Below are 24,191 nucleotides of genomic sequence, written 5' to 3'. Positions count from 1 at the left end.
CTGCAAACGACGATTGAAAAATTCCCGGCAAGATGCGGCGTTATGGAAAATACGCCTTCGACGCTCATTACCCGCATCCGCCAACGTCTGTTTGGCGTCGAGTCCGCGCCTATAGGTCCGGTTGCGACAACGATTGATGAGGACGTGCCGCGTTATCCGCCCTTCATGAAGGGTCTGCCGGCTGCGCCTGTGGAACGCATCCTGTCCAGTCAAACGGAATTGATTGCGGCCATTGAACAGGCGCTGGCCATGCCGGATAGTCTTTATCAAACCATAGCTGCGCCGGTCATACGCCGTTATGCCGCCTACAGCCACTTGTTGCCGGCGTCGGAGTCGCATCATCATCGCGGCGCCGGTGGCTTATTTCGGCACGGATTGGAAGTCGCCCATTGGGCCACTTTGGCTTCTCAAGGTAGTTTGTTTGCCACATCAGCATCACCCAAGGAACGAAAAGCACAAGAATTACGCTGGCGTCTGGCGGTCTGTTTTGCCGGGCTGTTGCATGACATCGGCAAACCGGTCGCCGATATCGCCGTGGTCGACGCACAAGGGCAACATACCTGGAACCCTTGCGATGAAAACATCACCGACTGGGCTTTGCGAAATGAGATCGACCGATACTTTCTTCGCTGGCGGGATAACCGCCATAAACGCCATGAACAGTTTTCTGCCTTGGTGATCGAGCGCGTCCTAACTCGCGAAGCGCGCACATTCATTCTGGAGTCTGGCCCCGACATCATGCAGGCCATGCTGGAAACCATTAACGGTTTGGACCGCGGCTCCAAAGTTTACGCACTGGTGATAACCGCCGACTGCAAAAGTGTGGAACGGGATTTAAAAGCGCATTATCAAAACATCGACTCGGCCTTGGGCATGCCGGTGGAAAAGTACTTGTTCGACGCCATGCGCCGCTTGGTCAAGTCCGGACAATGGACCGTCAACGAAAAAGGCGCTCGACTATGGCGTTTTGAGGATGGCCTGCATATCGTCTGGCGTGCCGGTGCGCAGGACATCGTCACCCTGCTGGCCAAGGACAAAGTTCCCGGCATTCCGCGCGACGAAGACACCTTGGCGGACATCCTAATCGAACGCGGCTTGGCAATCCCTAAGTCCTGGCCGGATGGTCGGCAATACCGCTATTGGCAAATGCAGCCTGAAGGCTTGGAAAATCCGCTGTATCTGTTGCGCCTAAAATTCGCGGAACTGATTTTCAGCGGCGAGCCGCCAACCGTGGTTGAAGCGCGCGAAATTAGCGAACAGGATGCAACTGCGGTAAACCCCGAACCCGTTACCAATCCGGCACCGAAAATCAGCAAACCGGCAAAAGCCAAGAACGTTGCGGTTCTGAAGCCACCCCAACGCCCAGATAATCTTGCGTCAATTTTGCCAAAAGCAACACCACCAGAACCCGCAAATGACCCAAGCACCCTACCCGATTCGCGGCTAATCGAATCGGCACCACGCACTTTGAATTCTCAAGGCGCGAAGGACCTGAATACCTTGCCATCAGATCCCGATCAAGGACTGTCGCAAGCCAAATCAGCCGATAGTTCCCCTTCGTTGTATCAGTCAGTACAACCTGAAAGTACAGCGCCAGTTGCGGCGACCAATACAGAAACAACTAATTCGGCCGCAAAACCCGATCTCTCAACGACGGATACAAAAAGCATCTCTAATCCGGTCGATAGCGCCAAGTGCTGGCTGGAAAACCACGGCAATGCCGGCCAATGGCTAATGGACATCTCTTCTATGCTTAATCAAGGCCAATGGCAGTTAGGCAGCGATATTCTGGAAGTTCAAGACAAATATTTGCTGCCATTTCCAGCTACCGCCGAAAAACTCGCCGTCGATCCGCCCCAGTTCATCAAAATCCTGGAGGACAACGGTTGGCTGGTGACCGATGTCCTGTCGCCGATGCGCAAGGTACAAACCATCCAATCGGTCCGCGGCGTCCTGCTGGCATTGGAACCGAGTTTGGCTCTGAAGGCATTAGTGAAATCCCAAGCCAGAGTCACGCGGACAGCGCCATCTGCGCAAACCCCAAGCAGCAATGCTGACAAGAACAGAGATCCAGTTAAGTCTTCTCAGCCTAAATACGAGGCCTTTCGAGAGCCTAAGCCTGTCCGGCCCAAATCAAACGCGACAGGCAAGCAAAAATCAATATATGGCAACGCACCAGACTGTTCGATCAATTCCGAGCCAGATAAAGCAAGTTCTTCCCTAACAACCCCACCGGTAAAACCCGGAACAATCGACTTGCTGATTACACATGTGCGGCAACAAAACATTCCGCCCGATGAATCATCGCCAGAAGGCAACTGGCACACAGTGTCCAATACCGCGCTGGAACAATTTCTGTCGCAACATTCGACGATCAAGCGCACTCGCCTGATGCTCGATATCGCCAACCATCCGGATTGTCGATCGATCAGTGCCACAGAAGGCATCCAGGTTCGGTTACGCCCTTGAAATCCGATTACGACTACCAGTTTCCCTGGCGCCCCATCTTCGAGGTGTATGCCATCAGCGGCTGGCTGGGCGGGGCTGGTCTGGCGTATCTGACCAGTCGCTGGTCGGGTTTGCCGCGCGAACCTTTCGATTGGTTGATGACGGCGTGCGGAGTGATGGCGTGTTGGCGGTTGTCGCCGGCGCTGAGTCTTTGGTACCGCAAACGCCGGTTGCGTCAGTTTCGATTCCAATACCTGGATGCCGAAAAGCTTGTAGCGATGGTGAAACATCATCCCGAGGCCTTGTGGTTCGGCTGGGGATTTGATTGGGTACAAAAGCATGCGCAATTGGCGTATGAGATTTTGAAACGCGATGTATCGACCTTGATACCCAGCGATCATCAACGCATGGGCTCGGCCTGGATACACGGCCTGGAAGTCTCCGAAAACGACATTCGTCAGCCCTTGCAGCATACCGCCGGCCATACGCTGCTGGTCGGTACCACCGGCGCCGGCAAAACCCGCGCCTTTGATGTGTTGGTCACTCAGGCCGTCTTGCGCGGCGAGGCCGTGATCATCATCGATCCCAAAGGCGATAAGGACTTGATGGCCTGCGCCAAGCGCGCCTGCACCTTGGCCAAGCGCCCAGATCGTTTCGTGTATTTCCATCCGGCGTTTCCCGAAGACAGCGTACGACTCGATCCCTTGCATAACTTCAACCGGCCTTCGGAAATCGCCAGCCGTATCAGCGCCATTTCGCCCAGCGAAAGCAGTAACGATCCGTTCAAGGCCTTTGGCCAAAAATCGTTGGATAACGTGATTCAGGGCTTGATGGTGATCGAGGAGCGACCAACCCTGGTCAAGTTACGCCGTTACCTGGAAGGCGGTCCTTCGACATTGGTAATTCAAGCCCTGGAACGCTATTTCGACAACAACCTGGGCCATTGGCGACAAGAGGCGCGGCCTTACCTGAAGAATGCCAAGGACATCGATTCCAAAGCACTGGGCCTGGTTAAGTTTTACCGGGAGGTCGTGCAGTATCAACTGCCGAATCTGGATCTGGAAGGCCTGTTGTCTTTGTTCGAGCATGACCGAGCACATTTCAGCAAGATGGTCGCCTCCTTGATTCCGATCATGAACATGCTGACCTCCGGTTCATTGGGGCCTTTGCTTTCGCCCAACCCGCACGACGTGGATGATCTGCGTCCCATCACCAATACCGGTCATATCATCGAAAAAGCCCAGGTTGCTTACATCGGTTTGGACTCGTTATCGGACGGCATGGTGGGCAGCGCGATCGGTTCGATTCTGTTGGCTGACTTGGCAGCCGTCGCCGGCGATCGTTACAACTACGGTGTCTCGGACCGACCGGTGAATGTGTTTGTCGACGAAGCCGCCGAAGTCATCAACGATCCCTTTATTCAGGTGTTGAACAAAGGCCGCGGCGCCAAGATTCGCTTGTTCATTGCCACGCAAACCTTTGCCGATTTTGCCGCCCGTACCGGTTCCCAGGACAAAGCGCGGCAGGTACTGGGCAACGTCAACAACCTGATTGCCCTTAGGATCATGGACAGCGAGACCCAACAGTACATCACCGACAATCTGCCCAAAACCCGCTTGAAATACATCATGCGCACCCAGGGCGTGGCCACCAGTGCGACCAATCCCACGGTGTTTTCCGGCAATGTCGGTGAACGCCTGATGGAAGAAGAAGGCGATTTGTTTGCACCGCAGTTGTTGGGGCAACTGCCGGACCTGCATTACATCGCCAAGTTATCCGGCGGCCGGATCGTCAAAGGTCGCTTGCCGATTCTGCGGTCGGAACTGGATCGCCAACGGGACCGCCAAGGTGCGAGCTCATGACCCGCAATCTGTTGTTCAGCCTGATGCTCTGGCTACTGGAAGTAATCCTGGTGGCCAGTTTTGTGTCGGACCGCTGGACGCGCGAACTTCAGCGCGCCGAAGACCGGATGATGATCGGCTATTTTGGCGCCGAAAAAGAATCTCAAATCAGCCGTACCGCGCAGCGCTGGTTTGATCGCTTGTTTGTCAGCACCGGGATTCGAGACAGCGTGTTCCGCTATTTCATTCCGACCGAGCGCGAACGCCAGATGTCTAAAGGCTTCGAGGATGTCGGGCGCAATGATTTGTTTCCCTTTATCGAAAGCCGACTGAATGTGCTGTGGGACACGATCTTTCAAATGATCAAGCGCCTGACCACCGCCTGCATTTGGTTGCCATACTTGGCAGCTGCCTTATTGCCGTTTGTCGTAGACGGACTGGTGCGGCGCAAAATCAGCCAGACCAACTTTGATTACCCCAGCCCCATGGCGCATCGCTACAGCCTTTATCTGATTCTGGGCGCGCTGTATCTATTGCTGGTCAGTTTGACCTTACCGTTTCCGATTCCGCCGCAAGCCATCCCGATAGGCGTTTTTGGCGTCGCCTACGCCGTCAACGTGCTGTTGGCCAATACGCAAAAGCGGGTTTAGTGAGCGTCGCCATGGATTTCATCGCGTTTTTACCGGGCGACGGCCAAGGGATAATCGCGCCGGAGACCCTTAAAATCTACTGAGTCAGCAAACGATGCCGCCAAGCATACGCTGTGGCTTGAGTACGATCCGTTAAATAAAGCTTGGAAAGAATATTGCTGACATGGGACTTCACCGTTTTTTCGCCAATGCCCAGCTTCTCGGCAATCAACACATTGGAAAGCCCTTGAGCAAGCAATAACAGAACCTGCATCTCCCGGTCACTGAGTTCTTCATGAAAAGGACGTTCACTGTGACGACGCGACATAGCGGTCATTAACAACGTCGCAATGCGCGGACTTAGGGTACTTTCGCCCCGTGCGGCAGCGCGAATGGCCGCCACCAATTCATCCGGGTCGGTATCTTTCAGCAGATAGGACAGTGCGCCGGCCTGCGTAGCCTCGACCACGGTTTGCTCGGTTTCAACCGAAGTGAGAATAACGATATGGGTATGGGGACTTGATCTTTTGATGCGTTTGGTGGCTTCAATGCCATCCATGTCCGGCATGACGATATCCATCAAGACAACATCAGGTGAAAGTTCCTCGCATAGGGCAACGGCTTGCCTGCCGCCGAGTGCGGTAGCCAGCATTTTAAGATCTTGCTCGGATGATAATAAGGCATTCAGGCCCCGGCAAACAACGCCGTGGTCGTCAGCGGCGATCAGGGTGATAAAAGATGCTGATTCAGACTTCACTAAGGTGTTCCTCCCAAGTAATTGCAATGGTTGTTCCCTGGCCTGGTGCGGTTTCGATTGAGAATGTGCCAACGGGGAGTGAAGCGGCACGCTCGCGCATGGAAAGAATGCCCATCCCCTCGGTGGGGAGCGTTGGATTGAAACCCATGCCATCGTCTGTTATCAGCAACTCGAAACGCATTGCTGATTTGACCACGCTGATGACAATTAGCTTTGCGTTTCCGTGCCGTACGGCGTTGGTAACGCTTTCCTGAATAACGCGACTTACCACAAAAAACAGGCTGTCCGGCAGCATTAAATCCGGCGGAACGACGCAATGGATATGCACATTAAATTTGCTCTCCAGATTTTCGCACAAGGTAAGAAGGTTCACCGTAGAGCCCTCCTGTTCCGGGCTAATAATCCGCAGTTCCGCAATAACCCCCACCAGCTGCTCTTGCGCCTGTTTCAAGATAAGCCTGGATTCGAGCAGATTTTGCTTTGCCTCGCCTAAATCCGGCGCTTTTGAACTGATTGCCGCCAGTTGCAGCGCAAGGGCGAACAGATTCTGTTTTACCGTATCGTGCAGTTCTCGCGCCATGCGTGTCCGCTCATCTTGAATCGCGGCTTGTTGTTTCAAGCCCAGCAATTCCTTCAACTGCCCCACCATGATATTTAAGTTGTGGCTATGCTCGGATAATTCATCGGCGTCGTTATCGATAATGCGCTGATCTAAATCCCCCTCACGCCATGCACTGCTAACCGATGTGATATGCCGTAACCGCCGGATAAAGTTTTTCGAGGCTAAATACCCGCTCATCACGATACAGAGGGTAATGACGAATGGCATGAGCTCCGAAACCCAGTCTTCGTCGCGGTAGAATTGCTTGGCGATGCTGAATTTTGCCGTGATCAGCAGGGCGATGCGCCCTTTTTTTGTCGGCTCACGGACGCTAAGCGGGATATTAATAAAAACAGAATGGGGCAAATGCTCGGGGACCAATGCTTCGCCGCCGGAAACAGCGGCACGATGGGTCATTAACAAGGCGATGACGCGTTCATCGGCGCGCATCAGATGTTGTGCAATAGGGCGGTCATTTTCGTCAAATACCACATAGCTTGCGGTTGGATCACTGGAAGAACGTAAGTGATCCGCCACGGCATTATCGTCCAAATTTTCCCGCATCATCAGATCATCAATAATCTCCGGCGCATCGGCGATGTCTTGCGTATCCAGTGCCGCGCTTGCTATCAGGCGCCGTATGGGTTTCAGGCGTTCGGTCACTGTCTGTAAAACAGCGGATGGCTGCATCGCTTCATTAAAATGTTGGTAGTGGATAATGGTGTCAAAAACAGATATCAGCGACTTAATGCCGACTATAGAGACCACCGTGTAAACAAGGGTCAGCTTGAACCAGAAGCGCCTGGTAAACGCCGGGCGGCAGGATGAGATAAATTTTTTCATACGGTCAATATAAAGCAAAGCCCCTCCTGTTACTTCATCCTTAAGGCCTGGCCTTACTCCGCCTTAAGGAGGATTTTTACACCCGCCCCAGTACCGTTGTTGAGTCCAAGTGATCCCGTAATAATGTGACCAAGGGCATATTCGCTCTATGCGCAAACTGCGTAGGTCTTTCTTCTACAACGATCACTTAAAGGTTAACGCCATGAAACTTAACAATACCAATACACTCTTTGCGGCAACCACGCTGACTTTACTTAATGCTTGCGCCTCAGCGCCAACCCCAACCGCCGATGTGAGGGATCCTTATGAAAACTGGAACAGAAAAGTGCAGTGGTTTAATGACGGCCTAGACGATTACCTGATGAGACCAGTGGCACAGAGTTACCAATGGGTAATGCCCGATTTTGCCGATCAGGGGGTGTCGAATTTTTTTAGTAACATCGATGATGTCGGTGTCACCGTTAATTCAGCCTTACAAGGGAAATTTGCCCAGGCAGGTTCGGACAGTGCCAGGTTGGTTGTCAACACAACAGCCGGGTTAGGCGGTTTGTTTGATGTTGCCACCTTAATAGATCTACCAAAACACAAAGAAAATTTCGACACAACTCTGGGCGAATGGGGCGTGGGCACAGGGCCTTATTTAGTGCTGCCGCTTTTTGGCCCGAGTTCCGTCAGAGGCATTGCGGGTGTGGGGGGCAAAATGGTGACTAATCCGCTGCAATACGTCAGTGGCGTGGGGATGATCGGCATCCTCGGTGCCGTAGATAAACGTGCGGACATGTTAGCGATGGATAAAGTCGTCAACGAAGCCGCAACGGATCGATATGAGTTTTTCAAAAACATGTATCTGTCGCGAGACAGATCTATGGGTGGGGTGGGCGGTAATCAGGTAAACGACCCTTTAAAACCTGATGAAGTTGATACTAAATGATGTTTTTCAATAACTTATCAATATAAATCCCACCGTTTGACGACAGGTAGACAATTGCTGGTTGTTGCGCCCGTATTGGCGGTTTTTTGGGGATGCCTAACCTAATTCTTGTTGTTGATGATTTTGGCACCAGCCGCCTTAAGAATGATTAGGTATTCCTAATATCCAGTCAAAGGGGCGGAAATCTAACTAAATTTCAAGAGTGAAACCATATGAAGCCTGGCAAATGAAATCCTATTCAATTCTCGAAATAAACGAAGTTCTTAAAGGCGTGATTTTGGGTACAACGGATCAAAAAATTACAGCTCCGGAACAAATTGAGCTTGCAAATAGTAGCGAGATTTCTTTTATTGGAAACAAAAAATACGAAAAATTTTGGGGAATATCAAAAGCGGCTGTTGCTATTGTAAACGAAGACATTTCGATTGAGCCTGGATTAAATAGGGCTTTTATAAAAGTTAAAAATGCCGAACTAGCGATGTCACGGGTATTAAAACTTTTTGCGCCGCCAATGCCGCTATTCAATAGCGAAATTCATCCAACAGCGGTTGTTGATAAGACCGCCATCATGGGAAACGGGGCAAGGATTGGGGCGGGCTGTTATATCGGTCCGAATGTCGTGCTGGGTGACAACACGACGCTTTATCCCAATGTGACGATTTTTGACGACTGCACTATCGGAAACAACACCATTATTTGGTCGGGTGCGGTCATTCGGGAACGTTGCCATATCGGCAACGATTGCATTTTACACCCCAACGCCACCATTGGCGCCGATGGTTTTGGCTTTAGGCCTTGCCTGGAAACAGGCTTGGCAAAAATTCCACAAATTGGCAATGTGGTAATCGGAAATGGCGTTGAAATTGGCGCCAATTCTTGTGTGGATAGAGGTAAATTCAGTTCAACTGTGATAGGCGATGGCTGCAAAATCGATAATCTGGTGCAAATTGGCCATAACAGTAGGCTTGGCCGCTTTTGCGTGATGGCGGGAAATAGCGGTTTAGCCGGATCGGTAACGCTAGGGGACGGCGTTGTCATCGGCGGCAGCGCTTCCATTAACGACCACGTCACCATCGGTAACGGAGCCATTGTCGGTGGATGTTCGGGCGTAATCGGCGATGTTCCCGCCGGAAAAACGGTATTAGGTTATCCAGCCGTGGAAGCGCGTGTTGCATTAAAACAATGGGCCATTTTGAAAAGGCTGGTTAGTTTTTCTAAAAAATAAGCGCCTTATCCCCATGAAGGCAGTTCAGTTTTCCTCGGCTCGACTTTTCTTTTCAAGACAGTAATGAAGCAATTTAACCTATTCCACTTCGGCCTTATCCTGCCGGCGTTATCCGGCTGCGCTTTGGACGGCGGCTTATTAACAACGGTCGGCCCCGATTACCAAAGCCCGGAACCGCCCACGGCACAGCACTGGTATGCCAAACAGCCCGCTCCGGATGGATTACCGGTCGCGCATCAAGGCGATTTGTCCAGCTTAAGCAAATGGTGGGAATGTTTCGGCGATCCGGTGCTTGATCGATTGCTTGCCGCCGCGCAACAGGAGAGCGCATCCATCGCCAAAGCCAATGCGCAGATTGTAGAAGCCAGGGGCAACTTAGTCAGCTCCGAATCAGTATTCCTGCCGAGTTTGGATTCAAGCTTAAGCAGCACCCGCTCAAATTTCTCAATGGGCGGCACGCCTAGCCTACGCAACCAACATCAACTCAGTGTGCAGTCCAGTTGGGAGGTCGACTTGTTCGGCGGCTTAGCGCGGCAACGGCAAGCCGCCCTCAGCCAATTGCAAGCGCGTACGGCATCCTGGCACGATGCCCGTGTGGCGGTAGCGGCGGAGCTTGCCAATGCTTATCTGGCTTATCGTTATTGCGAAGCGCAAGCTTTGCTCAGTAAGGAAGATGCCGAATCCAGGCAAGCTTCGGCGCAGCTTACCAGCATGGCCGGTAGCGCCGGATTCCGCAGTCCGTCCGATGTCGCGCTGGCCAATGCCAGCGCCACCGAAGGCAGTAATTTGTTGTTGAAACAGCAGGCGCAATGCGAACGTTCGGTTAAAGGTCTGGTGGCCTTAACCGGTTTGCCGGAAGCGCAAATCCGGACGTTATTGGGCGATACGCCGCAGCGGATGGCGCAATTGCCCAAGCCGCCGCCCTTCCAGGTCACTGCCGTGCCGGCCAATGTGATCAGGCAACGGCCGGACATTGCCACCGCCGAACGCGACATGGCCGCGGCCAGCGCCAAGATCGGCGTGGAACAGGCCAAGCGCTTTCCGAAATTGAGTCTGTCCGGGAATATCACCCCCGTGTTCCAAAACATTAACGGTGCGGCCCTGACCTTGGCGGAAACTTGGTCTTACGGGCCGACGCTCAGCTTGCCGTTGTTCGATGCCGGTAAACGCGCCGCCAATGTGGAAACCGCTAAAGCCCAATACCAGTCGGCCATCGCCCAATATCGAGCGGCGGTCAGGACAGCGGTTAAAGAAGTCGAAGAAGCCTTGGTGCGCTTGGCGAGTGCAGACCAGCGTCTGCCCTTGGCGCATACCGCGGCTGCCGATTACCAAGCCCATTTTACAGCGACCCGGCAATTGTACGAAGTCGGCCTGGGCAACTTGATTGATGCCGAAACCGCCCGCCGCAACGCGTTTACCGCCCAATTGGCGGTCACGGAGTTGGAGCAAGAAAAAGTCAGCGCTTGGATTGCGCTGTATCGTGCCGTCGGCGGAAGCTGGGAAGATCGTGCGACCGAACCAGCGGCTTTAGTTGCGGAAAGATTGCCCGGCCAACCCGAGAACCCATCCATAAACATCATTTCTCAACCCTAGAATCAGTTATCCGGAAACCAATCATGACTAAAGAAAAATCGCTAAGCATTTGGCTTGTCGCGGTCGCGCTCATGGGCTTAGGGATGACCCTGGCGCTGAGCAAGGAAGCGCCGCAAGCCACTGAAAACGCCAAACCAAGCGCTAGACCGGCGCTGAATGTATCGGTTATCCAACCGGTCAATCGGGACATCCCGCGAAAATTAACCGCAAACGGCTCGGTCGCGGCCTGGCAGGAAGCCATCATTGGCGCACAAGTCAGCGACTTGCGTCTGGACGAAGTGCGTGTGCAGGTCGGCGAAAAGGTCCGTAAAGGCCAAGTATTGGCGGTGTTCGACAGTAAAAGCGTGATGGTCGAGATCGCCCAAACCCAGGCGGCCTTGGCTGAGGCCGAGGCCAGCCTGGAAGAAGCTCGACTAAATGCCGACAGCGCCCGAAAAATTGCATCCTCCGGTGCGTTAAGCAACCAAATGGTGCTGCAATACTTGACCGGGGAAAAAACGGCGCAAGCCAAAGCCGCCTCGGCAAAGGCGCAATTGGACCGGCAGCTTTTGCGCTTGGACCACACCCGCGTCGTTGCTGTCGACGACGGGTTCGTCTCTTCGCGCACCGCCACCTTGGGCGCGGTGGCCACGCCGGGACAAGAACTGTTCCGGCTAATCCGGCAAAATCGCCTGGAATGGCGAGCGGAAGTCACTGCTGCCGAAATGGTGCAACTTCAGCCCGGTATCGACGTGGCGATTTCGGTGCCCAACGTCGGTCAAGTCGGCGGTAAAGTGCGTTATTTGGCACCCAGCCTGGATATGCAAAGCCGTAACGGGCTGGTTTATGTCGATTTGCCCCAAGCCGGAGCAGCCGGTCTGCGCGCCGGTATGTTTGCCCAGGGTGTATTCCATTTGGGCACTAAGGCCGCGCTGACCATACCGCAAGACGCCTTATCGCTGCGCGAAGGCTTCAGCTATGTTTTTCGCTTAGGAGAATTTGCCCAAAACCAAGCGAAGGTTATCCAAGTCAAAGTGCAATTAGGCGAAAGTGCGGGCGACCATTACGAAATCCTTTCGGGGCTTAAGCCCGAAGACCAGATAGTTGCTAGCGGCGCGGCCTTTTTGGCGGACGGCGACAATGTCCGGGTGCTGCGTTAATGAATATATCCACGTGGTGCATAAAAAACCCCATGCCGGCTATGATGCTGTTTGTGATGCTGACTTTTGGCGGCTTATACAGCTTTAAGGCCATGCAAATCCAGAACCTTCCCGACCTGGATTTGCCGACCATAACCGTTATGGCAAGCCTGCCGGGGGCATCGCCTTCGCAACTGGAAACGGCTGTGGCACGGAAAATAGAAAACGCAATCGCCACTTTGCAAGGCTTGAAACATATCATAACCAAAGTGCAGGATGGCAGCGTCGGCATCACCGCCCAATTCCGCCTGGAAAAGCCTGGGCAGGAGGCCTTGGACGACGTGCGCTCGGCGGTGTCGAAAGTCCGCGCCGACATGCCCGCCGACTTGCGCGACCCGGTCGTCACCAAACACGATATCGCCAGTTCTCCGGTGCTGGCTTACGCGGTCGCCTCCAATCAACGCGACGACGAGGCCTTATCCTGGTTCGTCGAAGATACCATCGCCAAGCGTCTGCTTGCCGTGCCGGGCGTCGCCGATATCAAGCGGGTGGGCGGCGTCAGCCGGGAAATCCGGATTGCCCTGGATCCGGTCAAACTCCAATCCCTCGGCACGACTGCCGCCGATATTTCCAGACAATTACGCGAAGTGCAACGCGAAAGCTCTGGTGGACGTACCGACTTGGGCCAAGGCGAGCAACCTGTCCGCGCTCTGGCCAACGCGGCTTCCGCTGAGGAGTTGGAATGGATGGAACTGTCTCTCGCCGATGGCCGCCACATCCGCCTGAACCAAGTGGCGACAGTCAGCGATAGCGTTGCCGAACAACGCTCGTTGGCTTTATTGGACGGCAAGCCTGTCGTGGGTTTTGAGGTTACCCGCAGCCGTGGCTCCAGCGAAGTGGATGTCGGTGTGGGCGTACAGAAAGCGCTGGCGGAATTAAAGGCGGAAAACCCCGACATCGAAACCACCGAAGCCTTCAATTTCGTGATTCCCGTCCAGGAAGAATTCGACGGTTCCATGGCATTGTTGTACGAAGGCGCATTGCTGGCGGTATTGGTGGTTTGGCTGTTCTTGCGCGACTGGCGGGCAACCTTTATTTCCGCCGTTGCCATGCCGCTGTCCGCCATCCCTGCGTTTTTGGGAATGTATTATTTCGGCTTTTCCCTTAATGTCGTTACCTTGCTGGCGTTGTCGCTGGTGATCGGCATCCTGGTAGACGATGCCATCGTCGAGGTGGAAAACATTGTCCGCCACCAACGCATGGGCAAATCGCCTTATCAGGCGGCGATGGAAGCTGCCGACGAAATCGGCTTGGCGGTGGTGGCGACCACGTTTTCCCTGGTGGCGGTATTTTTGCCGACCGCCTTCATGAGCGGTATCGCCGGACGCTTCTTTAAACAATTCGGCTGGACAGCTTCGTTGGCAGTCCTGGCTTCACTACTCGTCGCCCGAATGTTGACCCCGATGATGTCGGCTTATCTGTTGCAACATGACCATAAGCCGACGGCTCCGGACGGACGGTTTATGACAGATTATCTTACGATGGCCGCATGGTGCCTTAAGCACCGGCTAATTACCATCGGTGGCGCGATGGCGTTTTTCATCGGCTCCCTGCTCTTGATCCCATTATTGCCTCAGGGGTTTATTCCACCGGACGACTTTCCGCAAACCCAGGTTTTTGTCGAACTTGCGCCCGGTGCAACTTTGGAACAAACCCGCGCATCCGCCGAAGCCGCCAGAAAATTGATCGCCGACCTACCTTATGTGAAAAGTGTGTACACCACGATAGGCGGCGATTCCGTCGGCACCGATGCGCTTGACATGTCCGCCGGCGCGGAAGTCCGCAAGGCTACCTTGACCATCTTGTTGGCCGCCCGTAACGAAAGGCTGGTGCTTAAACAAGTCATCGAACAAGATATTAGGGCCGCTTTGTCGGCTTTGTCCGGTGTCCGCAGCAAAGTCGGATTCGGCGGATCGGGCGAAAAATATGTTCTGGTGCTGAGTGGCGACGATCCCAAAGCATTGAATGCCGCAGCCAGGGCGGTCGAAAAGGACTTAAGGGCCATCCAAGGCATCGGCAACATCGCTTCCAGCGCCTCGTTGGTCAGACCGGAAATCGCCGTCAGGCCTGATTTCGCCCGCGCCGCCGACTTGGGCGTAACAACCGCCGCCATCGCCGAGACCTTGCGTATCGCCACCGTCGGCGATTACAACGAGTCCCTGCCCAAGCTTAATCTCGCCCAACGCCAAGTGCCGATCATGGTCAAACTGACCGAGGACGGGCGGCGCGACTTAAGCGTGTTGCAACGGCTTGCCGTACCGTCAGCCAAAGCGGGTATCGGCCCGGTCATGGTCAGCCAAGTCGCCAACCTTGACTTGTCCAGCGGCCCAGCCGTGATCGACCGTTACGACCGCTTCCGCAACATCAATTTTGAAATCGAACTGGCCAGCCTGCCGTTGGGCGATCTGAGCACCGTTGTACAGGCCCAGCCTAGTCTCCAAGCGCTACCCGCAGGGGTAAAGCAAATCAATATCGGCGATGCCGAAATGATGGCCGAACTTTTCGGCAGTTTTGGCTTGGCCATGCTAATAGGCGTACTCTGTATCTTTATCGTGCTAGTCCTGTTGTTTAAGGATTTTTTGCAGCCCATCACGATATTGTTGGCCTTGCCGCTATCGTTTGGCGGCGGCTTTATCGCCCTGCTGTTGGCACAAAAAAGTTTTTCCATGCCGTCTTTGATCGGGCTGATCATGCTGATGGGTATCGCTACCAAAAATTCGATCTTGTTGGTGGAGTACGCCATCGTCGCCAGACGCGACCACGGCATAAGCCGGGTCGATGCCCTGCTGGATGCCTGCCACAAGCGCGCCCGGCCCATCATCATGACCACTATCGCCATGGGCGCAGGCATGTTGCCGATTGCCATGGGCATGAGCCCGGCGGACACCTCCTTCCGCAGCCCGATGGCGATCACCGTCATCGGCGGCTTGGTGACGTCTACGCTGCTCAGTTTATTGGTCATCCCGGTCGCTTATACTTATTTGGACGATGCCAAACAGATAATGTACGGGCTATGGCAACGGCTTAACAAAACCAAAAACAAATTGGCCTTATCGGGGGAATTTTATGAATTACCTTAGGTAAAAACAGTAGCCGGTCAAACTTTATATAAGAGACGAACGGTAGCTGTTGATTAATTTGGTAATTGGCTTGTCGAACCATGAGCGAAATCAACTTGTTCAGCATTTCCCTAAACTGATCGCCTGCCGTCTGCCTAGCCCTGCTAATGTAACGTCCGCAACGTTTCTTTAGCTTTGGCGACTTTGGTCAAGATGGCGTCTGGAGTAGCGGTCCATTGGTAAGGCTTTGGTTGGGCATTGCAGTTCTCAAGGTACTGCATGATCGCCCGCTTCAATTCGTCGACACTGCGAAATACCCCGCGTCGGATACGTTCTTCGGTGATGTCACGAAAGAATCGCTCGACGAAGTTTACCCAAGACGCCGACATCGGCGTCGGCGTAAAGTGCATCTGGAAACGCGGATGCTTGTCCAGCCAGGCTTTCACGTTGGGATGCTTGTGGGTGGCGAAGTTGTCGACGATCAGATGGACGGCCAAGTCCTTGTCGGTCTGGCGGTCGAGCAGTCTCAAGAATGTCAGAAACTCGTCGTTGCGGTGTTTAGGTAAGCACTCGCGGATCACCGTGCCCTCATGGACATTGAGGGCGGCGAACAAGGTGGTGGTGCCGTGACGTTTGTAGTCGTGCGCATCGTGCCGTTCTTGCCGGGTTTTATCAGCAAACCCGGCTAAGTGCGATCAAGTGTCTGGATCTGGCTTTTCTCATCCACGGATACTATTTTTCAGCTGATCGCAAATTCGTCGTTAGCTGCAAACGACCTACCTAAAATCCTCTTCACAATAATGGCCATCCTAACCGGAGGTCATTATGGAACCCGTTGCCATCCCCCAAACCATCGACGATCCGATACATATCCTGCTGTGGGGTGCGGACGAGATTGTGCCCTTCATGGTCAGCATGCTCACCGGCATGTTGATCGATCAGTTCATGCCCGGCTTGGCCCTCGGTTTTATCGCAGTCAAGTTTTACCGGCGTTTCCGCGACAACCGGCCTGATGGCTATACCTTGCATGCGTTGTATTGGCTGGGTCTTTTGCCCAGTCGCGCGCAGACCATCCCCAATCCCTACATCCGCCGGTTCCTGCCATGAGATGGTCGGAGTTTCTGCAAACCTGGGACGGGCATGAGACCGAGAACCGGCTCAGCCGGGTCATTATCATCGGCCTGCTGGTGATTTGTGTCATTACCTCATTGGCCGCCTGGCGCACCGAGCGCAGCATCATTCTGGTGCCGCCGAGCTTGACGCAGGAAGTCGAGGTCACCCGCAGCCAAGCGTCCAGCGAGTTCAAAGAGTCCTGGGGATTGTTCCTGGCCGAATTGCTCGGCAACACCACGCCGGCCAATGCCGACTTTCTGAAAACCGCGGTCGAACCGCTATTGGCGCCGGATATTTACCGCAGTGTCCTGGATGCCATGAGCGATCAAATCAAGGCCATCAAAATGGACCGGGTCGCGATCAGTTTCACTCCGCGTCACGTCGCTTACGAAGCCGAGACCAACAAAGTCTTCGTCAGCGGCGAACTCAAAAGCCAGGGCCCCAGTTCCAAACCGGACGTGAAGCCTCGTACTTACGAATTCATCATCGCCATCAAAAACTATCGTCCCCGGCTGGAATACATCGACGTGTATCCGGATTCCCCCAGAACCTTGGACCGTCTGAAAGCAATGCAAGGCCAAACCCGCGAGGCTCGACCATGAATCGCTCATTCCCGCCAATTTTGTTATTCCTGACCGTTAGCACTGCCTTGTCTGCGGATGAATTACCCGTGACTGTGTTACCACCGGCAACCACTGTGGCCGAAGATTCTTCCTCATCACAGCCAGTTGTCCCATCGCAACCCGATTTTGGCATTGAATTACCCCCAGTCGATGCCAGCATCTTGAAAGCGGCCAAGCAACAGGCGTCGGCATCAACGACCGCCACTTCAATCGGTCCACAACACATTGCCGTTAAACCCGGCATCAACGAACTGATGCCAATTGCCGTCGGCCACTTGAATCGCCTGGTCACGCCGTTCGAACATCCGGTAGTCACGACCACCAGTCAGGCGACTACCAGTACCAAAGGCAAAATCGTTTATGTCGCCACCGCCGACGAAACGCCGGTCACCTTATACATCACCCCTGGCGACAACCAGGACATCGCACTATCCCTAACCCTGATCCCCAAACGCATTCCGGCGCGGGAAATCCACCTCGATCTGGATAAGGACAGCTACCAGTTGCTAAACCAATGGCAGCGCGCCGATAGCGCGAGTCGCTCCTCCGACCAACAGGAACAGGCCTACATCAGCCAACTTAAAACATTGTTTCGGGATTTGGGTTTGCAAAAGACCCCGGCCGGATATTCACTACGCGAACCGAAGTTCCAGGAACAGATTCGCTGCCTGCAAGACCGCGTGCAGATTAAAACCGGTCAAGCCCTGGAAGGCCAGGACCGGCTGATTCTGGTGGGGCTTGCCAAGAATACCGGCAGCGAGATGCTCGAGTTCGACGAACGCAGCTGTGCAACGACGCAACAGGATGTACTTGCCGTTTCGGTCTGGCCCAGCGTGGTATTGAAGCCCCAGGAAGCCACCGAATTGTATGTCGTGGTCCGACAAGCGCCTGAGGCGTCATCCAGTTTGCGACCTTCGTTACTGAGCGGAGGCCAACCGTAATGGCCAACGTCGAGTCCTGGTGGACACGCTTGAGTCCGACCGCCAAACGTAATATGGCCGTCGGCGGCATCGGTACCGTGGTATTGGCCGTCATCATCGCACTGGCCACTGTCACCCCGGAAGTCAGCAAGCCGCTGAGCAAACAGGCGACCATCCAACACATCCTCACCGATAGCGATCCGCGCTCGCTGGGGATTGATGGTATTTCTGCGCAATTGCGCGATCTGCTGCAGAAAAACGACGAACAAGCTCGTCGTCTGGCGGCTATCGAGGAACAACAAAAGCGCGAACAGCAATCCGACGAAATCCGTTTCAAACAATGGACCACCGCTGAGCGGGAAGCCTATGAAGCCAAGCTTCAAGCGGTCACCGGTGAAGTTGAGACGTTGAAGAACAAAGCGTCTACAACGGCAGTGGCTGGCAACCCTGGCGACGCCAATCAACCTGCTGTGGAGCCAACGGCACCAGGAAGACCGTCATACCGCCGCCCGAGCAATCCGCCGTTCGACAACGGGCAAGACGATCTCAACCGCGTGTTCGAGCAAGCCGCTATTCCCGCGCCGACTGCTAGCAATACCGGCGTCTCAGGAGGACGAGCCAATAACCAAGCACCGGCGGCGATGCAAATTCGGGTCATCCAGGAAGGTGCTCAGCCGTCCAACGGTAAAGACAAAGACGCAGTGTCGAACAGCGCTCACGGACAGTCGCAGCAAGGCCACACCAACAGCGACGTTTTCATCCCGGCCGGCAGCATTTTGACCGGCGTGTTGTTGAATGGCCTCGATGCCCCGACCGGCAAAAAAGCCAAGAAAGAACCAATGCCGGTGCTGTTCCGGATCAAGAAGGAAGCCATCTTGCCCAACCGTTTCCATGCCGATGTGCGCGAGTGCTTTCTGTTGGCCGCGGGCTTCGGCGACTTGAGTGCCGAGCGCGCCTATTTTCGCGGCGAGACCTTTTCCTGCGTACGCCAGGACGGTGGCGTAATCGAAGTCCCGATGAATGCCTACGCCACCGGCGAAGACGGCAAAAACGGTGTACGTGGCCGCGTCGTTTCCAAACAAGGTGCACTACTCGCCCAATCCATGATGGCGGGCTTTTTACGCGGCTTTTCCGATGCCTTTGGTCGCAACCAGATTCCGATGCTGATGACCGGCGGGCTGGGGGCACTTTCCGGTACTACACCGTTTCAAAGCGCGTTTTCCTCGCAGTCGATGGAAGGCGGTGCCCTGAAAGGCGCCGGTTACGCCATGGAACGTCTGTCGCATTTTTACATGGACATGGCCGAAGAGATTTACCCGGTCATCGAAGTCGATGCGACTCGCCAGGTCACCTTCATCGTGCAAAAAGGCACGGCGCTGAAGCTGAAGTCGCCGAGCTGATTCTTTAACCCAACTCCAAAGGTCGTTATGACGCCACGCCAAATTTCTTTATTGATAGCCACGCTACTCGGTACATCCATCGCCCTGGCCGCCAATCCGCAAAAGCAGGCGGTCTCGGATATTGCCGCCGGTTTGCTCTCGATCAAAATCGACGGCATGCAAGACTTGCCGATCTCGGGCCTGAAGATGGTCAAATCCGGCGAGCAGACGGTGTTTATCTCCAGCAATGGTCGTTTTGCCTTTTACGGCGGCAAATTGATGGACATCTGGACCCAGCAGGAAATCAAGGCACTGGCGGATATCGGCAATATCGCCAATCGCATCGATCTGTCCCGGATGAAACTCAAGGCCGACGACCTTGGCGCCGTGACTGTCGGCCACGGCAAAGGCCAGGTGCTGGTATTCATCGATCCGCGTTGCCCATACTGCGGCAAGGTCATGAAAGACCTGCAAGCCTTGCAAGACCAATACACCTTCAAACTGGTGATGGTCCCCATCCTCGGCCCCGAATCGCAAAACCTCGTCGTGCAACTGGCCTGTCAGCTGGGCGCGAGCGATGCCAAAACCAAAGACGCCGTGCGCGACCGCTTGTTGAAACAGGATTACACCGGCTTGCCGAGCGAACCGCCCGTTCAATGTAACAAAGAGCCGCTGCAAAAAGCCGTGGTCACCGCCAAGTTGTTCGATTTGAAGGGCGTGCCATTCCTGATCGCTCCGGACGGCCGCACTCACAGTGGCGCACCCGAGGTGTTAGCGGATTGGTTGGCCGATAAACCGAAACCGTCGCCCAGTCTGGCAACAACGCCCGATACAAACGCACAAAACACAAACGCCACGGAGAAAAAGCCATGAAACGCTTTCATCAGTTTTCTATTTATAGCCTCAGTGTACTGCTGATCGCCATCACCACCGGTTGCGCTACCGACTACGGCTGTAAAGGCATGCCGGACGAACCCAGCTGCCTATCGACCACGCAGGCCTACCAGGTGACCAATACGGCGATAAAGGAAGCGCCTCCCGAAACCAACCAGGAATCAGAGCCAATGTCAAAACCGGCACTCGCACCACCGTTACAACAACCCGTGCCCAAAATAGAGGATCCCACGCCGATTCGCACGCCATCCCAAGTCATGCGTATCTGGATCGCGCCTTGGGAAGATGCCGAGGGCGATTTGATGGTGTCCAACTACGTCTACACCGAACTGGAACCCCGGCGTTGGATGATCGGCAAGGCGGCTTCGACAGCCAGTTCGTCGTTGATTCCTTTGCAAGTCGAGCAACGCCCACCGGAGAAACGATCCAGCGTCGATACCACTGATGACGAGAGTCCAGTGAATCGATTAGGCAATAAATTGCCCTGATCATTGATCCCATTTCACCGCAGGTCACACCCCCTGCGAGAGCGAGCGGGCAACCGCTTAACAAACGCCGGACTGAACGTCCGAGATTCGACGGGCAACCGTCTTTTAACCTGAATGAGGATATTTTTGATGAAAACGTCGTATCGAACCGGGGTACTGGTGACCCTGGCATCGCTATTTTTTATGTTGATGGCATCCGACGCCATGGCCGGTGCTGGCGGTACCGAGTTCAACAACGTCTGGACCTTGCTGACCGGCTGGGTGGAAGGCTTGCTCGGCCGCATCATCGCCATCGTGTTCGTCATCGTCGGCCTGGTCGCCGGTGTCGTGCGTGGCAGCATCATGGGCTTCGTGCTGGGAATTGCCAGCGGGGTCGGCCTGTTTGCGGCACCGACCATTATCACCAACATCGTGACGGCCACGATTTAGGCCTGGAATAACGATGACCGGTTCAACTATTGATACCGAGAACGCGGCGGGCAACCGCCGCCCTTGCACATTGGCGAAGGATAAGCGGACCGTCAAGGTCCAAGCCGCCAATGGTCAGCCGATCAACCCCTGTCATCCGGCTAGAGCCCGGCAGTTGAAACGCAAAAAGCGTGCGGTTCGCGTTTGTCGACATCCCTTTACGATTCGCCTGCGTGCCGAGCATCAAACCGAAGCCATGCAACACCTGTATTTCGAGGATCAGACCCCATGACCACCGCGCAACGCCAACGTGCCGATCAGTTATTCACGGTACTGGCTTATGAATATGACCATCATCTGTTCTTGATGGCCGATAGCAGCATTGGTTTTGGCTTTCTGTGCCGACCGCTGACCGGTGCCGATGCCAGCGTTTCCGCGCGCGTCAACGTGTTGCTAAACCAGGACTGGCCGACTGACACCTTGTTGCAGGTGAGCCTTTGGACTTCGCCTGACATCGAAGAATCGCTGGCGATCATGCAGACCCGGCGCTTGAAACAGCAAAAGCCAACCTATAAAACCATGACTCAAGCCAGTATCGAGTTTCTGCGACAAGGCACCACCAAACCGCCGGAATCGATCTCGGGGGCTCGCTTGCGGCGCAGTCACATTTTCGTGACCGTGAAATTGCCCATGGCACATCCCCGGCCCAGTGAAAGTGACATCCGCCGGGCAACCGAATTGCAACTCGCTACGCAACAGTCAGAAGGGAGGTGATGGAAAACGGACGAATTACAACACCAAAATTCGCCCCGAAAACCACGAAATTCGCGGGATTCAGGCTAAAAACAAAAAATCTTGAATTCCGGACAGTTTAGGGATGAAAGTGCGGAAATATCCCGATGAATATCAGAAAAATAGCCCCAACAGTTGCGGAATAAATACCGTTTAAACGCCATTTATTCCGTCATCGAACGCGTTGTAAAACACGCAATAAATGATCTGCGGTCACATTCTCTACCAAGTTTTTATCGCTATCAGGAAAGCCTACCAGCTCCCGTTTCGGCAACCCAGGATGATTAACCCGCTTTCTGACAATACCCGCAAACGCCAAGGCTTTTCGATTCTTTGGAACAATCGTATAAGGGTCGGTACCGCCATGGTGAAACCCTGCCAGTTTGGCATCCCGCGCGCCATCAAAACCTAAAATCAACGTGTCGTCAGATACTTGATAATTCAAACTTGCCAGCATTCGGCCGGTCCGATTTAACGGTCCACCTTTCCTGTCACCCGCTGCAAGCGTCAAAGGCGACAACGCCTTCCAATCCTTACCTTCCGGATCAACTCCTGCCTCATGCCGCCGCCTATTCACCCGTAACAACGATTCGCCGATGCTACCAAGCATCTCTTCAGGTGTTGCAATTTCCCGGCGGATTGCCTCCATCATCCGATCTAAATGACTGGCCTCAAACTCTATCTCAAATTGCATAATCCACCGCCGCCTATATAATAAAGGAGTGAATCGGTCAGACTGCGCCTCGCGCGCTACTGCACAGTATCCGATCCATAAACGCGACCCTTAAAAGGTCGCGTTTTTTATTTCTTGAAAACCATCCTGCCGGCCCGCTGCCGATCAAAGTAACCCTCGCGCGCCTTTTCCGATTTTTGCGACCCCATAAACACCGTCGAGCCAGTCCAACCCGTCTGTCCCCACTCGAAAACCGCATACGCAAATTCATTTTTGCCGTCAATTTCCAAAGCCCGCAAATACCGACGTTTTAACCGCCAGCGACCTTTTTCTTTGGCATCCTGTACCCAAACCCACCAGATTTCATCCGGCTCGATCAGCGTCATTGCCAACAAATTGAGATATTGCAGCCGATGCTCCTTATCCGTATTCGCCAGCCACTTAAAATCGCCTTTGCCATCCTCGAACAACGCCTTGGTAATCGCCAGCGTACTCCCTGCCGCATCGGTAAACGCAGCGCCTTGCTCCAACGTCGCGCCGAAAATATCCAAAAACTCAGTCACCGCCGCTGCCGGGGCGATATCGGCTGGCAACAAAATATTCGATGAAACCTTGGTCGGCTTCGGCATGTCCGGTACTTTAAACCCAGTCGGCCATGGCTTATCGCGCTGCTTCAATACAGCGTCGTAACCCGTCAACGGCGGTACCGTCAGCGGTTCCAGATACGCTTTGCCCGGATTGTATGCAAACCCCGGATCGATCCCTTTCGGCACCCGCACCGTGCGCGGATTGCTGCCTTTAGCGCCAACCGTCTTTTCTTCCCACTCTATCGCAGGCGACTCATCTGGGCCGGATTTTCCTTGAGATGTCCATAAAGCCTGTGCCTCAAATTCGGATAATGAATCAGCGGTGCAATTACATCCCCAAGCATTTTGCGGGTAGTAATAGCCCCAAAATGGATCATCAATAGGCAACGTAATGCCATCCAGTTTTTTATGTTCAATCCTGGGGTGTTCTATAGTGTGATGGTTATAAGTCAGATAAGGTCTTAGGTGTTTGACTGCCATTTGCTGTTGCCAGCGGCCAGCGTTGTAAGACTGTTTAATGTTGGTATCGTAGATAATCTTGCTACGCCAACCCGGCGTACCGTTATACGACCAAACATGTTTTGCAACGATATCGTCAAACCGCAGCCGAAAATCTTCATAACCGCCGCCGTTCTGCTTGGCGTCGTAAATCGCGTTATAAAAATCCTCGACTAGCGCATCCTGAGCCGCGCCGGCTACTACAAACGCATGGCTATGCTGCTCCTGCCAAATATCGGTCCAGCCGGATGTTGGCAGCTGGATTTTTGCCTTATAGAAATCGATGGCTTCCTTAAAGGGTAGTTTTTCAGGCTTCAATTGGCATCTCCCAATACGCCAGCGGACCTTCTTCGCGAATAATCCGACCGCGAAACGGTGGTGCCAGTCCTTTCAATCGCCAACAATATAAGCGCTTTGTACGGTAATCCGTTGTCAACTGACGGCGTAGTTCACGCAAATCCGCACGGGTAATCGGATGACTGGGCCAAGCTAAATCAGCACCCATCTGTACCTCGCCCCGACCGATAAAATCCAGAGAACACACCAAATTAAAAGGGTCGCCTGCATCAAAGCCGTTCCCCTCTGCGTATCGGCGCACCGTAGCTTGTTTAATCTCGATATGCACATTGCTCATTGAGATCCTCTCAAAATGCCAGCTTTAGAGAAACAAACGGTAGCGTAATGGTTATGACCTTTACGTTTTGATATTCG

22 protein-coding genes and 1 pseudogene are annotated in these 24,191 nt (G+C 54.0%); 17 read left to right on the top strand and 6 right to left on the bottom strand.

Going from position 1 to position 24,191, the window contains the following annotated elements; genetic code table 11:
• Positions 1-42: 42 nt before the first annotated feature.
• From mobH to METH11B_RS0102045, 3 genes are read left to right on the top strand one after another with little or no spacing between them, the layout of a single operon-like run.
• Positions 43-2,469, top strand: a complete 2,427-nt coding sequence (mobH, locus tag METH11B_RS27525; RefSeq protein ID WP_026600555.1) for a MobH family relaxase — start codon at positions 43-45, stop codon at positions 2,467-2,469.
• Positions 2,466-4,310 (top strand): conjugative transfer system coupling protein TraD, encoded by a 1,845-nt coding sequence (traD, locus tag METH11B_RS0102050; RefSeq protein ID WP_026600554.1) that lies wholly within the window; start codon positions 2,466-2,468, stop codon positions 4,308-4,310. Before mobH ends, traD begins: the two co-directional genes overlap by 4 nt.
• A complete protein-coding gene (locus tag METH11B_RS0102045; RefSeq protein ID WP_026600553.1) occupies positions 4,307-4,939 on the top strand; it encodes a DUF4400 domain-containing protein in 633 nt (210 codons plus the stop codon). The genes traD and METH11B_RS0102045 overlap by 4 nt, the downstream gene beginning before the upstream one ends.
• A 76-nt stretch (positions 4,940-5,015) precedes the next feature.
• On the opposite strand, the gene METH11B_RS0102035 is transcribed toward METH11B_RS0102045, so the two are convergent.
• On the bottom strand, positions 5,016-5,675 hold the full coding sequence (locus METH11B_RS0102035) for a response regulator (protein ID WP_026600552.1): 660 nt from the start codon (positions 5,673-5,675) through the stop codon (positions 5,016-5,018).
• Positions 5,665-7,137: a sensor histidine kinase gene (locus tag METH11B_RS0102030; protein WP_155931060.1), complete on the bottom strand. Its 1,473-nt coding sequence runs from the start codon at positions 7,135-7,137 to the stop codon at positions 5,665-5,667. The genes METH11B_RS0102035 and METH11B_RS0102030 overlap by 11 nt, the downstream gene beginning before the upstream one ends.
• A 184-nt stretch (positions 7,138-7,321) precedes the next feature.
• Here METH11B_RS0102030 and METH11B_RS0102025 point away from each other — a divergent pair, with 184 nt between their 5' ends.
• From METH11B_RS0102025 to METH11B_RS0102005, 5 genes are all read left to right on the top strand, one after another.
• Positions 7,322-8,050, top strand: coding sequence for an MlaA family lipoprotein (locus METH11B_RS0102025; protein ID WP_036276663.1), 729 nt, complete (start codon positions 7,322-7,324; stop codon positions 8,048-8,050).
• Positions 8,051-8,276: 226 nt separating this feature from the next.
• A complete protein-coding gene (lpxD, locus tag METH11B_RS0102020) occupies positions 8,277-9,275 on the top strand; it encodes a UDP-3-O-(3-hydroxymyristoyl)glucosamine N-acyltransferase (RefSeq protein WP_036276660.1) in 999 nt (332 codons plus the stop codon).
• 63 nt (positions 9,276-9,338) lie between these two features.
• The gene (locus METH11B_RS0102015) at positions 9,339-10,868 is read left to right on the top strand and encodes an efflux transporter outer membrane subunit (RefSeq protein WP_026600548.1); all 1,530 of its coding nucleotides are present in this window, start codon (positions 9,339-9,341) and stop codon (positions 10,866-10,868) included.
• Positions 10,869-10,891: 23 nt separating this feature from the next.
• Positions 10,892-12,007, top strand: a complete 1,116-nt coding sequence (locus tag METH11B_RS0102010; RefSeq protein WP_026600547.1) for an efflux RND transporter periplasmic adaptor subunit — start codon at positions 10,892-10,894, stop codon at positions 12,005-12,007.
• On the top strand, positions 12,007-15,126 hold the full coding sequence (locus tag METH11B_RS0102005; protein ID WP_051426988.1) for an efflux RND transporter permease subunit: 3,120 nt from the start codon (positions 12,007-12,009) through the stop codon (positions 15,124-15,126). Before METH11B_RS0102010 ends, METH11B_RS0102005 begins: the two co-directional genes overlap by 1 nt.
• Before the next feature lie 143 nt (positions 15,127-15,269).
• Here METH11B_RS0102005 and METH11B_RS26040 read toward each other — a convergent pair.
• Positions 15,270-15,841, bottom strand: a pseudogene (locus METH11B_RS26040) (IS630 family transposase); the annotation flags it as partial.
• Between the two features lie 89 nt (positions 15,842-15,930).
• Between METH11B_RS26040 and traL the strand changes: the two are divergent.
• The 9 genes from traL (at position 15,931) to METH11B_RS0101950 (ending at position 21,704) form a co-directional block, all read left to right on the top strand.
• On the top strand, positions 15,931-16,212 hold the full coding sequence (gene traL / locus METH11B_RS0101990; RefSeq protein WP_026600544.1) for a type IV conjugative transfer system protein TraL: 282 nt from the start codon (positions 15,931-15,933) through the stop codon (positions 16,210-16,212).
• The gene (locus METH11B_RS0101985) at positions 16,209-16,820 is read left to right on the top strand and encodes a TraE/TraK family type IV conjugative transfer system protein (RefSeq protein WP_026600543.1); all 612 of its coding nucleotides are present in this window, start codon (positions 16,209-16,211) and stop codon (positions 16,818-16,820) included. The genes traL and METH11B_RS0101985 overlap by 4 nt, the downstream gene beginning before the upstream one ends.
• Positions 16,817-17,782 carry a TraK domain-containing protein gene (locus METH11B_RS0101980; RefSeq protein WP_026600542.1) on the top strand — a complete coding sequence of 322 codons (966 nt, stop codon included), beginning with the start codon at positions 16,817-16,819 and terminating at the stop codon, positions 17,780-17,782. The genes METH11B_RS0101985 and METH11B_RS0101980 overlap by 4 nt, the downstream gene beginning before the upstream one ends.
• The gene (locus tag METH11B_RS0101975) at positions 17,782-19,161 is read left to right on the top strand and encodes a TraB/VirB10 family protein (RefSeq protein ID WP_026600541.1); all 1,380 of its coding nucleotides are present in this window, start codon (positions 17,782-17,784) and stop codon (positions 19,159-19,161) included. The genes METH11B_RS0101980 and METH11B_RS0101975 overlap by 1 nt, the downstream gene beginning before the upstream one ends.
• 27 nt (positions 19,162-19,188) lie before the next feature.
• Complete coding sequence (locus tag METH11B_RS0101970; RefSeq protein WP_026600540.1) at positions 19,189-20,013, top strand: DsbC family protein; 825 nt, start codon at positions 19,189-19,191, stop codon at positions 20,011-20,013.
• Positions 20,010-20,522, top strand: coding sequence for a TraV family lipoprotein (locus tag METH11B_RS0101965; protein ID WP_026600539.1), 513 nt, complete (start codon positions 20,010-20,012; stop codon positions 20,520-20,522). The genes METH11B_RS0101970 and METH11B_RS0101965 overlap by 4 nt, the downstream gene beginning before the upstream one ends.
• A gap of 129 nt (positions 20,523-20,651) precedes the next feature.
• Positions 20,652-20,951, top strand: coding sequence for a TraA family conjugative transfer protein (gene traA / locus METH11B_RS0101960; protein WP_026600538.1), 300 nt, complete (start codon positions 20,652-20,654; stop codon positions 20,949-20,951).
• A 13-nt stretch (positions 20,952-20,964) separates the two neighbouring features.
• Complete coding sequence (locus METH11B_RS0101955) at positions 20,965-21,222, top strand: RRXRR domain-containing protein (protein ID WP_026600537.1); 258 nt, start codon at positions 20,965-20,967, stop codon at positions 21,220-21,222.
• Positions 21,219-21,704: a TraC family protein gene (locus METH11B_RS0101950; RefSeq protein ID WP_026600536.1), complete on the top strand. Its 486-nt coding sequence runs from the start codon at positions 21,219-21,221 to the stop codon at positions 21,702-21,704. Before METH11B_RS0101955 ends, METH11B_RS0101950 begins: the two co-directional genes overlap by 4 nt.
• Before the next feature lie 190 nt (positions 21,705-21,894).
• Here the strand turns inward: METH11B_RS0101950 and METH11B_RS0101945 are convergent, their stop codons facing one another.
• From METH11B_RS0101945 to METH11B_RS0101935, 3 genes are all read right to left on the bottom strand, one after another.
• Complete coding sequence (locus METH11B_RS0101945) at positions 21,895-22,416, bottom strand: phage virion morphogenesis protein (RefSeq protein ID WP_026600535.1); 522 nt, start codon at positions 22,414-22,416, stop codon at positions 21,895-21,897.
• A gap of 107 nt (positions 22,417-22,523) precedes the next feature.
• Positions 22,524-23,798: a PBECR2 nuclease fold domain-containing protein gene (locus METH11B_RS0101940; protein ID WP_026600534.1), complete on the bottom strand. Its 1,275-nt coding sequence runs from the start codon at positions 23,796-23,798 to the stop codon at positions 22,524-22,526.
• The gene (locus tag METH11B_RS0101935; protein WP_026600533.1) at positions 23,788-24,114 is read right to left on the bottom strand and encodes a hypothetical protein; all 327 of its coding nucleotides are present in this window, start codon (positions 24,112-24,114) and stop codon (positions 23,788-23,790) included. Before METH11B_RS0101935 ends, METH11B_RS0101940 begins: the two co-directional genes overlap by 11 nt.
• Positions 24,115-24,191: the final 77 nt, after the last annotated feature.

The organism is Methylomonas sp. 11b, assembly GCF_000515215.1.
GTDB lineage: Bacteria > Pseudomonadota > Gammaproteobacteria > Methylococcales > Methylomonadaceae > Methylomonas.
Note: the sequence above shows the minus strand (reverse complement) of the source record. Positions and strands in the feature narration are given on the sequence as shown.